The organism is Acinetobacter sp. BZX-2, assembly GCF_055179795.1.
Map to the genome: position 1 here is coordinate 3,399,654 of NZ_CM143686.1, position 12,184 is coordinate 3,411,837.

General features: G+C 37.4%; 11 protein-coding genes. 4 read left to right on the top strand and 7 right to left on the bottom strand.

The genetic code is table 11. The annotated features are described in order from the left end of the window. Positions 1-5: 5 nt before the first annotated feature. The 7 genes from ACY45D_RS15965 to ispH all read right to left on the bottom strand — a co-directional run bounded on the left by ACY45D_RS15965 (position 6) and on the right by ispH (position 8,130). Entirely contained in the window at positions 6-539 is a 534-nt protein-coding gene (locus tag ACY45D_RS15965) for a type IV pilin protein (RefSeq protein ID WP_463107599.1), read from the bottom strand. Next, entirely contained in the window at positions 523-4,296 is a 3,774-nt protein-coding gene (locus ACY45D_RS15970; protein WP_463109501.1) for a PilC/PilY family type IV pilus protein, read from the bottom strand. The genes ACY45D_RS15965 and ACY45D_RS15970 overlap by 17 nt, the downstream gene beginning before the upstream one ends. A 34-nt stretch (positions 4,297-4,330) precedes the next feature. Beyond that, on the bottom strand, positions 4,331-5,110 hold the full coding sequence (locus ACY45D_RS15975) for a pilus assembly PilX family protein (protein ID WP_463107600.1): 780 nt from the start codon (positions 5,108-5,110) through the stop codon (positions 4,331-4,333). Next, complete coding sequence (locus ACY45D_RS15980) at positions 5,094-6,014, bottom strand: PilW family protein (RefSeq protein WP_463107601.1); 921 nt, start codon at positions 6,012-6,014, stop codon at positions 5,094-5,096. Before ACY45D_RS15980 ends, ACY45D_RS15975 begins: the two co-directional genes overlap by 17 nt. Further along, positions 6,015-6,536, bottom strand: a complete 522-nt coding sequence (gene pilV / locus ACY45D_RS15985) for a type IV pilus modification protein PilV (protein ID WP_463107602.1) — start codon at positions 6,534-6,536, stop codon at positions 6,015-6,017. Beyond that, complete coding sequence (locus ACY45D_RS15990; protein ID WP_463107603.1) at positions 6,533-7,039, bottom strand: pilus assembly FimT family protein; 507 nt, start codon at positions 7,037-7,039, stop codon at positions 6,533-6,535. The genes pilV and ACY45D_RS15990 overlap by 4 nt, the downstream gene beginning before the upstream one ends. 140 nt (positions 7,040-7,179) lie before the next feature. Further along, a complete protein-coding gene (gene ispH, locus ACY45D_RS15995; RefSeq protein ID WP_463107604.1) occupies positions 7,180-8,130 on the bottom strand; it encodes a 4-hydroxy-3-methylbut-2-enyl diphosphate reductase in 951 nt (316 codons plus the stop codon). Between the two features lie 144 nt (positions 8,131-8,274). Between ispH and gmk the strand changes: the two genes are divergently transcribed. The 4 genes from gmk to ACY45D_RS16015 all read left to right on the top strand — a co-directional run bounded on the left by gmk (position 8,275) and on the right by ACY45D_RS16015 (position 12,064). Next, the gene (gene gmk / locus ACY45D_RS16000; protein ID WP_463107605.1) at positions 8,275-8,895 is read left to right on the top strand and encodes a guanylate kinase; all 621 of its coding nucleotides are present in this window, start codon (positions 8,275-8,277) and stop codon (positions 8,893-8,895) included. 90 nt (positions 8,896-8,985) lie between these two features. Continuing rightward, positions 8,986-9,267, top strand: a complete 282-nt coding sequence (rpoZ, locus tag ACY45D_RS16005) for a DNA-directed RNA polymerase subunit omega (protein ID WP_004718302.1) — start codon at positions 8,986-8,988, stop codon at positions 9,265-9,267. Positions 9,268-9,479: 212 nt separating this feature from the next. Beyond that, positions 9,480-11,591: a RelA/SpoT family protein gene (locus ACY45D_RS16010; RefSeq protein ID WP_463107606.1), complete on the top strand. Its 2,112-nt coding sequence runs from the start codon at positions 9,480-9,482 to the stop codon at positions 11,589-11,591. 89 nt (positions 11,592-11,680) lie between these two features. Then, the gene (locus ACY45D_RS16015; RefSeq protein WP_120383964.1) at positions 11,681-12,064 is read left to right on the top strand and encodes a RidA family protein; all 384 of its coding nucleotides are present in this window, start codon (positions 11,681-11,683) and stop codon (positions 12,062-12,064) included. Positions 12,065-12,184: the final 120 nt, after the last annotated feature.

The following is a 12,184-nucleotide window of genomic DNA, read 5'->3' on the forward strand; positions in this document are numbered from 1 at the left end:
ATGTATCACCATGACTCGACTTCGCCACCAGTACAATTAGTATACGTTACACTATCTATTGTTTTACAGCGAAGCCCTTCACTTGTCATCAATAAGTTATAGTTCTTAACATCTGTACTCTCCGCTTTAATAGCCCAACCAAAACCAGATGCATTTGAAGCTGTAAGAGATAAACTTGGATTTGATAAATCTTTGATTGTAATTTTATATTTGATTTTATCTCCCGTTGAACCAATTGGGGTCATTATTTCATCCGGAGAATTTAAACTATATACATTTTTTAAATCAAAACTCTGATATGTAAAATTCTTAGATTTAAAACGCTCTAATTGCTCTGCAATTTTCTGCATTTCTTGTTGAGCTTGTGCCTCCGCCGCCCTTCTAACATAATCTTGATAGTTGGGATAAATAATTGCTGCTAAAATTGCAATAACAACCACAACAACCATCATCTCTATCAATGTAAAGCCATCATCCCTCCTGTGATAAGTTTTGCTTATCACAGGTCCATATTGATTAGTTTTATTTAGCTTCAACATATTTTTCATACCATCGAATTGGATTTAGGATTTTATTACATTCCCATCTTCCTTTCCCTTGTTGTAAACCTAACAAAGTCAAAGCACCACAATTAGTACCAGTACCAGTATTCCCACCGTTATTTGTATCGTCTGGACCAAAAGTAATTCCTTGAATCCCTGGTCCTAATATATTGAGATTTCTACCATCCTTTATTTGGAATCCTGTATTTTTCTCAATACCCCAATCAACATTACCTTCTGAGTCTAAACATGCTCCAAATGGTAAGCAAAATTGCTGAACATTACTTTCACCAATCGTTCGAGGTTGACAAGGATTTTGTTTATTATCAATTCCAGTCCCTTCTGGATCATACACTGACATAATCAAACGTCCTGTCATAGCAACAGGCTCTTCTTCAAAGGCCTTTAACCCTCCAGAAGTTCGATTTGCAACTGGATCTCCATTATAATCACTAGATAGTGAACGATACCAACCTTGCAAACCAGTTTTTGCATATGGAAAGAACTTAGAAGCAACTATACCTGATATTTTTTGAGGATTTTCCTGTAAATATTTTAAAGTAATATCAATCGTTTTTAACTCAATATCCTTATAGGTCTTTGTTGTAGTATCTAGTTCACCTGTAAAAAGACCTTTCTCTGCGATATCTCGATCTATCAATCCATATACTTTATTAGTTGGACGATCTGTTAACTCTTTTAAAGGTAACATTAATTCACGACCTTTAACTGGAGAAACATCCAATGGTGTACTACGATCTCCAGAAGCAATACCAACGACAACAAATGTAGAGACTCCTTGGTCATGCACAGTCAAAGTAGGTGGTTGATAAAAACGAGGTTGATCTCCATTACTAATTACTGTCCCATCCGCTTTTGTAGCTAAATTCGCTAAACGTACAACTCTTTTCCCCAAAGCTGCTGTTGATGTGTCTTTTGCATTATTTAGGTCAGCGCGAAATACTTGTCCTCCTAAATCGCCAAAATACAAATGATCAACAAGTCCATCTCCGTCACGATCAAGTGTGCTAATACGACTTACAATACTATGAGTCATATTTGCATTGTTAGTATTTGCACCTGTATTACTCGCCCACCAAATTCTCTCACCAGTTTTAGCATTGATAATATAAACTGCATTTCCTTCAGCAACCGTTTTATTACAACCTCCATTAAATTCGGCAGGGTTTGCAGTGCCAAATTTAAAGCGTGGATTCTCATAACACTGATCATAACCACCACCAACAATCATGACTCTGGTAATTTTATTATCATAACGAATATTCGCTAATACTGGTTTAGACCATGTCTGCCCCATATTTGCATAATCACCTTGTCCCCCAATTACCCTAAATAGTAATTTCGGCGAGGTTGGGTTAAGTACATCTAAACCATAATAGCTTTTCCCTCCCATACGCATACCACCATAAACATTCATTTTGTTAGCTTTCACAGAGGTTTCTGTATCACTCTCGCTTACCACAGTATAATCAGAGTCTGATACCCAAGGACCATTAATACCTTGTGCAACCCCCTTCGTACTTGATTCCCCTTTCCTAAGTGCTTTTGATGCTTCTCCATCTTGTAAAATTTCCGTCGGAACAAATGTCATTTGTTCTTCGCCAGTCGTTGTATCCACAATACGTAATGCGCCTTCCATACTGCCATAGAGTACTGATTGATCACGCGTAGGCTTCAAATTCCCATCAGCATCTAGTGTTCCCTTATAAGTCATTTGTACAGGGAAAGAATGAATACTCGCGCCCATTGAAGTAAATAATTCTTTAGGAGCACTTAAACTATCTGGAAGTTTTATTGCACTTAAACTTAAGTCATATCCCAAATAATTCAATAATTTTAATTGGATATTCAAAGGTAAATTTTTCAGTCTATCGTCCGTTTTAAATTTATCTAATAGCTGATCGCCAGTCGTTGCAGATTGGGTAATTGAAAATAAATCTGAATTTTTATCTGTAGTCGTAATTGCTCCATCCGATGCTACAGTTTTAATATCTGAAAATAATGATCTAAATCCATTTGGACTTGTAATAGTTGGCAACTTAAGTTTGGAATATACTCCTCCAACTGTAATTCCTTCACCATCATTAAGAGATGTTTTATTCCAAAGGTCTTGAGAAACAGGATTAAGCTTACCATCTGTTTGGAAAACAAAATTATTGCCAGATTTTAATGCACCACCTAAAATGTCATATTTTTTTAAGTTTCCAGTCCACGTAATATTCTGCGTACCAGGTTTTGGCTCCAATGCCCTTAAATAACCATATGACTGAAATGTTTGTGGACTTAATGCATCAACTGGAACAGAAATAGCCCCCGTCGATAGCGGACTAATCGGATTTTTCGCTAAATTATCAATAAATTGTATTACACTACTGGTAATTTCTGTTGATTCTTTCGCAATAAAGAAGCCACCATTACCATATCCTGGTTTCGGCGTTTTATAGCTTGGGGCTGTCGGTGAACATTGGTCATCTGAAGTTCGATCATCTTGTGTACGAGAACTTAATCTACAAGCATTCTCAACATATCCATTCTTTAGATCATTCATTTCATTACCAAAACCAACAAAAGCAGTTTGGATAGACACACCTGTTGGATTCTTTGTTTTATCAAATAATTTTTTAGCAAATTCTCCCATACACCGCCAACCGCCAGGACTACCATTATCATTGGCTTCATCAAGACCACTGCTACTACAACTAAAACCACTACCGTATGCCCCTAGTGCGACTGACATTAAATCTCCGGCCTTAGTCTCAGTTGTAGAATTCGCAGCACCATCCGAAAGAACATAAACACCTTGCCCATCACAACTCTGTCTATCTTCGACGGCAGGTAAAGGTGATTCATATCTAGTCTTATCACTGATTTTAGTAGTATCAGCGGATTTACTAAATCCACTATCAGCATTTGAAAACAATATTGTGCCTGTTTTTTTATAGCATGTACCACTTATTCCATCTATTGTGCACGCTTGGGATGTTAAACCACTTATATCTGGACTTCTTACCTCTTTCCAAGAAACACAATCAGTTGCAGCTCCATTCCATTGATTACACTGATAATAGTAAGTGGATGGCCTCCAACCACCCGTTGTATATGTAAAAATCATTGGCGCATTATTTAAATACAAAGAAGATAATGTTCGCGTACCCATGAGATATGCTGCCGCCTCAGCATAAGCATGTGCAGTAGGTGTGCCAGCGTCTGCTGTCAAACCTTTAATAGCATTCTTTAAAGCTTTTCTTTGGTCAGAATCGACTACCCCTAATTCTTTTGCTGGTACTAAAATTTGACCACTTCGACCATCCCCACCAGCAGAATAATTTCCTAAACCAACACGAACTAATCTTAATGAAGCATCCTCACTGTTTAAAAATGCAAACATCCCATCTTTTAATCGAGTCAACCGATCATATGCAGCAATTTTTTTCCCTAACAAATTTTGACAATATCTTCTTTTATATGGAATATCGGAAGTAACACTCTCTTGTCCAGAACCATTAAGATATCCATACTGGTCATAACATCTGCTATCATCAAAATATGCCATAGACCCCGAAGTGTCCAACATCATTACAATCGTTTTTTTCCCAGCTGTAGGCGCAGCATAAATCTGCAAATCTGTCGCCTGCGCTATTGAAGAGACGACCATCCATGTGCTCAAGAAAGCTGTGAGTCCAATTAGATTTTTATTAGGATATTTGAGTTTGCCGTCATAATTTGAGGCCATTAACTTTTTAGATTTCATTTAACATTCCTCTTAATCATGTTGGCGCTATAACCATTTTTAAAAACGTTTGTAGGTTAAACTCTTGTACTTGGCTATTTACAGGAATACCAAGATTCACTAAACATTGCGCGGTAGTTTGTTTCGCACTAACTTCAGTATCAGCATTATCATTGAGATTGTTTTTAAGACAAGCCTGTGCTGCCGTTAGACTTTTAGCATATATTGGCATCACAGCCACCGTTGTCATTCGAATACGTTTTTGTTCGGTTACTCCTTGAGGAATATTCTGCCCACCACTGACATTAATATTCCTTGCCAATAACGCCAAAGGAGGCAAATCAGAACTATCTGTCGGAATTTTAATAGCAACTTGTGTAACTACGCCTTTCCTTGCACTCCCAAAATCACTGGTTAAGTTACAAAAATTATCTGTACTTCCCTCAACCAACTCCACGCTACCACCTGTACTTCTCAGTACCGCTACTGATGTTATTGAACCAAAACGAGTGCTTCCTTTAGGCTTATAACAAAAGACATATTCCTTACCTGGTTCTGTATCTACGTCTTTTAATGCTTTTCCAACCACACTTGAAAGGTTCACTTGTTTATTCAAGTCCTCTAAAAAGATTTGATTAATTGGTGTATCTGCTGTTTGACTGGCAAGCTGACTCACCTGTGCATTTGTGGCTATATTCAATGTTGTCATAGAAGTACGAATCGCCATGACTCCTACAACTGTTAATAGTAACAACATCATCATCACAACGATGATCGTCGAACCTTTTTGTTGGCTTAAGTTAATTTGATGTTTCATAAATCTTTTCTCCCAAACCATTTCGCAAAGCTATATTTGTAGTATATAAACGACGTAAATATTTGGTGTCCTTATCTTTTAACGTCACCTTGCCATCTGGGAAGTTAAAACTTTCTTTCGATGGATCAATATTTTTATTTGTAATCGGATCTTTAGAACGAACTAAAACCATCATTCGAATAGACACCACTCTTGGAATGTCCGGAGAAGTGGCGCTATTTACAGCTGTTTTAAACTGCTCAATTGTGTAATAACTAAAGTTATTACCAACCTTTGCTCCTACATAAAATTTCAATAAATCAACTCTTGGCATAATAACTTCGCCATTATTAGAGTCGCTTAAACCAATAATTGTAGGATCAGCACTTCCTGGCGTATTCGCATCACAAGCTAATGCTAATTCACCACTATTTCCTCTAAGAAAATATCGTTGAATAACATATTCATTTGCCTGTACTTCTTTACCCTCACAATTCATCATTTTATTTGGTGCTTGAAACTGAATCGTCAATTGATCACTACTTAAATTCGTATCAGACACATCACCTGATTTTGTCAGCAAACCTGAACTCACATCTTTTAACTGCAAATTTGCTTTACCTGCAGCAGCTTCACCACTTGTAAATACTATCCCTCCTTTAGGGGTAGTAGTATCTAATACGGGATTATTAATATTTCCAAAATTAGCCAACCGAATATCTCGTGCAACATATTCAACACCAAAAACACCACTATCTTGTAGTTCAGCACTCGCTTCTTGCATTTTTGTAGTAATTAGACCACCCGTAAACAATTGCAAAGCAGCAGCACTCACAATAAGACCAATAGTAAGAGCAACTATTAGTTCTATTAAGGTAAAACCCTTCTGATAATCCATTCTTTCATTACTTAATTGGCATTTCATTTAATATGCCTCCATCATTAAGCATTTAGCAGCAAACTCGTATATCCCATTGTTTTTCATACAAGCACTATAATCATTCTCTTTTAATTTTGCTGCTGTATCATCCCAAGCAGCAAACAAACATTGTCTTTTTATTGTATTACCTACTCCTGGGCAATCAGCCATTGTTATACTGATACCAAGCTTGGAGGCTGCATCAGCAGCCAAATATGCATCATATGCAGCCATTTCTGCAGGAGTACACACTGAATTAAAACATTTTTTTGAAGGAGTCTTATCTCCTACCCCTATATAGCTTTTTACAGCAGCAGGGTAACTTGACTGCCCACTTGAGTTTGCACGAATACTCTCTGTTAACCCTCTTAAAATTAGCGTCGCTTGAGACTTTGTTAGAGCCTCACCAGTAGCATCAACAGCTTTTAGCTGTAAAGCAGTAAAACCTAGCACGCCTATTGCAAGTAAAACCAAAGCAACCAAAACTTCCACTAGGCCTATGCCTAATTGATTATTCTTATTATTCATGAGCATGTTCCCTTTTTTTCAGAAGTTACTACTCCTAAAATAGATATTGTTATTTCAGATAACTCTTTATTTCCACATAATGCTATTTTTTTAGCTTTTGGACTTATACTAGTTGCGCTATCCAATGATGAACCTATCGCACTAAAAACAACATTCATATCACCACTAACACCTACCACTTTATCTATAGTTGCCAAAACAACCCGATTATCACCATACTTTGAAACATCTGAGCTACTAACACCTGATTTTGTCAAACAAATGGTTTTGGTAATCGGCTGATTAGCTCCATCCTTATTAGGACAAACCATAACTGAAGCTTTAAGTGCAGCTGCACGACTCCGCCCTTCCTTTAAAGCTTTCATCATTTGCTCTTTACTTTGATTGGATCTATAAGTTTGTATCGAATCCGAAAAAGAAGGTATAGCAATTGAAACTATAATCGCCAAAATGGCTATCGTCACCATCAACTCAATTAAGGTGAATCCTCGATTATTTCGCATCGCAACTCCATAGCAACAAAACTTTACCCTATTTAAAATCATAGACCAATTCATTACAAAACCAATACAAGTTGGATAAGTGGCATAAAAAAGCAGATAACTGAAAAATTCAGCTATCTGCCTAAAAAATTAGATTAAATTTAAGCTTGCGTGACTTGTATGCGTAACTCTTTTGGCAAGCTAAATGTAATGTTTTCTTCACGCCCATTGAGTTCATGCGGCGCTGTTGCACCCCAGTCTTGTAAGCGTTGAATGACTTGTTTAATCAAAATCTCAGGCGCAGATGCGCCCGCTGTAACACCGATTTTATCTGTCGTTTTAAACCACACTTGTTGAAGCTCATCAGCATTATCTACAAGGTATGCATGTTTCCCCATACGCTCAGCGAGTTCACGCAAACGATTTGAGTTAGATGAGTTTGGAGAACCCACAACTAAAACCACATCACACTGTTCAGCCAAATCTCGAACTGCATCTTGACGATTTTGTGTTGCATAACAAATATCATCTTTACGTGGCCCTTGGATTTGTGGAAATTTTGCACGTAAAGCATCAATAACTTTTGCTGTATCATCTATAGACAGTGTCGTCTGTGTTACAAAAGCCACTTTTTCTGGGTGATTCACAGTTAAAGAAGCCACATCTTCTTCATCTTCAACTAAATAAATTTCACCACCACTTTTTTTATCATATTGACCCATTGTCCCTTCGACTTCTGGGTGTCCTTCATGACCGATCAGAATTGCTTCCGTTCCCTCTCGCGCATATTTAGTCACTTCGATATGAACTTTAGTGACCAAAGGACATGTTGCATCAAAAACTTTTAAGCCACGGCGTTCTGCTTCTTGTTGTACCGCTTTTGAAACACCATGTGCGCTAAAAATAACAATATTATCGTCAGGCACTTCATCAAGTTCATCGACAAAAATCGCACCACGTTGACGTAAGTCATCCACCACAAATTTGTTATGTACCACTTCATGGCGGACATAAATAGGCGGATTAAAACATTCAAGTGCACGATTGACGATGGCAATTGCACGATCTACACCTGCACAAAATCCACGTGGATTGGCCAATACAATTTCCATAGAACCCTCAATACTCACTTAAATGCTTGGATAATTTTAATCGATAAGACACAAACAAATCATAAAAACCGTTAAAAACTGTTTTGTTTGTGTGCCGTCTACTCTAAAATAGAGAAGATATTTTATCATATCAGGAAAAATATCATGTCGGGTCTATTGTTTGTCGTTTCTGCGGCATCGGGAACAGGCAAAACATCTCTCGTTAAAGCGCTACTTGAACGTGTTAGTAATTTGCATGTTTCAGTTTCTCATACGACTCGTGGTCAACGACCTGGCGAACTCGACGGCGTTCATTATCATTTTACCTCAAAAGAAAACTTTCTTGATCAAGTGAATCAAGGCGGTTTTATTGAATATGCTGAAGTATTTGGTAATTATTACGGTACTGCTCAAGCCACAGTAAAAGATCAGTTAGCAAAAGGCCATGACGTACTTTTAGAAATTGATTGGCAAGGGGCTGAACAAGTTCGTAAGATTTTTCCTGAATCCAAACAAATCTTTATTCTCCCTCCGACACAGTTTGACTTACGACAGCGTTTGTCTAATCGTGGTACAGATTCTGTTGAAGTAATTGAACATCGCTTAAGCTGTGCGGTTGCTGATATGCAACAATATGTTAATTTTGAATACATTATTATCAATGATGATTTTAATAAAGCTTTGCACGATTTAGAGTCTGTAATTAATGCGAATCGTTTGAAAATTCAGCAACAGACAAATCGTCATCAAGCATTGATTGAAAAGTTAATCACGCCACAATCTTGAGTTAGCTGTCGATTAAAACTTGAGTCTATCGTGAAAGCATTTTATACTTCACAGTCTATTTAAAAAATTTGTATTCAAACGAGAATTCTTATGGCACGCGTAACCGTTGAAGATTGTTTAGACCATGTAGACAACCGCTTTGAGCTTGTACTAGTGGCAAGCAAACGCGCGCGTCAATTGGCACGTCAAGGTATCGAACCTACTGTTGAGTGGGACAATGACAAGCCAACTGTTGTTGCATTACGTGAAATTGCGATTGGTCATGTGACTAAAGATATCTTGAAACAGCGTGATCAAGATTATCAAACGTCTAGTCTTGATCTTGCTCTTTCTGCAAACAATCTCAATCTTGAAGGTTTTTCTTTCCAATAAGTTAAATTTTCTTAAAAAGCCTAGTTTTTATACTAGGCTTTTTTATTGCAAATTTATCGCAAATAATTTTGCCAACACATCGACAAAATCCTAAATATTTGTTAAAAAAAATAGATATTTTTTATTTCTAGAAATTGACAAGTGACTCAATATGCTTTTCATTAAAGAATTGGGAAAAATCGTTCAAATTCGCAATTAATGATAGGTGTTTTATGCCAGGCCAAGAGGTCAGCCAAGCCAAGCAGCAGCTCAATGTAATTATCGACGCTTACTTAAAACCAAGCGATGTCGAGCGGGTTCTTGCAGCTTGTGATTATGCTGATATTGCGCATGATGGCATTACCCGTAAAAGTGGTGAGCCTTATATTCTCCATCCAATCGCGGTGAGTTGTATTTTAGCCCATATGCGTATGGACCCTGAAACGCTGATGGCCGCCCTATTACATGATGTAATTGAAGATACTGATTTCACCAAAGAAGATATTGTTGAAAAATTTGGGCGAACCGTCGCTGAGTTAGTGGATGGTGTCACTAAACTCAGCCATTCAAGCGATAAAGAATATAATAAAGCAGCATCATTTCGTAAAATCTTACAAGCAACACTTCAAGACCCGCGCGTAATCATTATCAAACTCGCCGATCGTTATCATAATATGACGACTCTTGGTGCGTTACGTCCAGATAAACGTGCTCGCATTGCTCAAGAAACTTTTGATATTTTCGTTCCAATGGCCCGCTTGGTCGGTATGAACGAAATGGCGGATAATCTAGAACATCTTTGCTATCAAAATCTTGATCTCGATATGTATAACGATGTTCAAGAATCTTTACTTAAAACAAAACCTGAACGATGCAAATATCAGTCGATATGGGAACAGAATCTCGTTGATTTATTGAATAATTATAATATCTTGGGTCGTATTAAGAAAAAAAATAACAATATTGAGTTACTACGTCACTTTGTCAAAAATGAAATTGATCTGCAAGAGCTCACACATAGTCATGCTTTTGAAATTATTTTACAAAGTATTGCCGATTGTGATCGTTTTGTAGATGCTTTACGCGAAAATTTCCAAGTATTGTCTTATGAAGATCATATTCGTCGCCCACTACCTGGTGGCAATCAATCGTTAATGATTAAGCTTAAAGGTGAGCGCACAACGTTATCGTTAACCATTCAAACCGAGCTGATGCGCAAAGCTGCTCGCTTTGGTGTGGTTTTAGGTGAAAATGCACCTCAAGCTTGTCGTTCTGCAATTCAAGCATCCATGAAGAATTTAGATATTCTAGTTGGTGGTGAATGTGCAAAAACCACATTTAATGATTTGCTTGATTATTTACATCAAGAAAAGATTTGGGTTTATACCCCGCATGGTCAACTACATGAACTTCCTCAAGGTGCAACAGCTGTTGATTTTGCCTATTCAGCCAGTTTATTTCTAGGTAACCATGCTGTAGGGGCTAAGATTAATAATGAAATTAAACCGCTTTCCACACCATTAGCCAGCGGTCAAGTGATTGAAATTATTACCGATGTATTAGCAACACCAAATCCTGATTGGTTAAGTTTTATTAATACTCAAAAAGCTCGTCGTGCAATTCAAAATATTCTGAGAGAACAAGATTTAGAGGAACAACGTTTAGTTGGACAACAAGCTTTAAATCGTGCGCTCAAACTTTTTAATCGCTCTGTCAAAGATTTATCAGAAGCAGATTGGATTGATTTATTGCAATGGCGACATATTCAAGACAAAAATGCTTTATTTGAACAAATTGCTGTTGGTGACTTATTACCTCAACTGGTCGCCAATCATTTATTTGCGCAATCACAACCTAGCGACCACACCGTTTCTGAACGCTTAATTCAAGGCACTGAAGGGGTTGATGTTAAGTATGCGCATTGTTGTAATCCTGTGTTTGGTGATCAAATTCAAGGGCATTTATCGCGTCGAGGCTTAATTGTGCATCGCGCACGTTGCCACAACCTGATCCACGAACAACACTTACATCCTGAAAATATCATGTCTTTACAATGGACATCAGAACAAGAAGAAGATGTGAACTTTAATGCGTATTTAAGCATTGACCTCGTGTTGAACGATGAACAAATCTCAGAACTGATTTATTTATGTCGTAAAGCGAAAACAGGGGTTGAGTCTGTACGCTCCCATGAAGATAAAACCTATGTCAATGTTGTGGTGAATAACCGTAAACAGATTGCTCAGATCATTCGTGAGTTGCGCATGCAATTTGGCTTCCCTCGCATTGAGCGCTTATCTATGCCGATTGTCATCAATGACAACATTAAAGCCAAAGCGTGTTAATTAAACAAACTCATCAGTTTAATCAATGTCGCTTTCAAGTATCCCCTTCATCCATTATGATGAAATGAGTTGAAATCAAGGAGAAATCAATGTCCCGTCAAGTGATCCACACTGAGAATGCCCCTGCTGCTATTGGCACTTATTCACAAGCTATTTTAGTAGATAACACTTTATATCTTTCAGGGCAAATTGGCTTAGATCCTTATAGCATGGAACTTGTAGAAGGCATTGAAGCACAAATCCGTCGTGTTTTTGACAATATCAAAGCAGTTTGTGAAGCTGCTGGTGGCTCATTGGCAGATATTGCGAAATTGAATATTTTCCTTACAGACCTTTCACACTTCCAACTTGTTAATCAAATTATGGGTGAATATTTCGCACAGCCTTATCCAGCTCGCGCAGCTTTGGGTGTTGCAGCCTTACCTAAAAATGCACTGGTTGAAATGGACGGTATTGTCATCATTAGCCAATAATGCTTTTGAGCAAAATAAAGTAAGTTAATGATTTTTAATATGTTTAAAAATTAATCAAAAATACTACCGATCAGGTAGTATTTTTTTATTCAAAAACCCAATCAAGATAAATCCTTTTTT

Excerpts from the sequence above, each read along its gene's own strand:
- ispH (WP_463107604.1), bottom strand. The coding sequence starts at position 8,130 with ATGGAAATTGTATTGGCCAATCCACGTGGATTTTGTGCAGGTGTAGAT.
- gmk (WP_463107605.1), top strand. The coding sequence starts at position 8,275 with ATGTCGGGTCTATTGTTTGTCGTTTCTGCGGCATCGGGAACAGGCAAA.
- ACY45D_RS15970 (WP_463109501.1), bottom strand. The coding sequence starts at position 4,296 with ATGGCCTCAAATTATGACGGCAAACTCAAATATCCTAATAAAAATCTA.
- rpoZ (WP_004718302.1), top strand. The coding sequence starts at position 8,986 with ATGGCACGCGTAACCGTTGAAGATTGTTTAGACCATGTAGACAACCGC.
- ACY45D_RS16015 (WP_120383964.1), top strand. The coding sequence starts at position 11,681 with ATGTCCCGTCAAGTGATCCACACTGAGAATGCCCCTGCTGCTATTGGC.
- ACY45D_RS15965 (WP_463107599.1), bottom strand. The coding sequence starts at position 539 with ATGTTGAAGCTAAATAAAACTAATCAATATGGACCTGTGATAAGCAAA.
- ACY45D_RS15980 (WP_463107601.1), bottom strand. The coding sequence starts at position 6,014 with ATGAAATGCCAATTAAGTAATGAAAGAATGGATTATCAGAAGGGTTTT.
- pilV (WP_463107602.1), bottom strand. The coding sequence starts at position 6,536 with ATGAATAATAAGAATAATCAATTAGGCATAGGCCTAGTGGAAGTTTTG.
- ACY45D_RS15975 (WP_463107600.1), bottom strand. The coding sequence starts at position 5,110 with ATGAAACATCAAATTAACTTAAGCCAACAAAAAGGTTCGACGATCATC.
- ACY45D_RS16010 (WP_463107606.1), top strand. The coding sequence starts at position 9,480 with ATGCCAGGCCAAGAGGTCAGCCAAGCCAAGCAGCAGCTCAATGTAATT.
- ACY45D_RS15990 (WP_463107603.1), bottom strand. The coding sequence starts at position 7,039 with ATGCGAAATAATCGAGGATTCACCTTAATTGAGTTGATGGTGACGATA.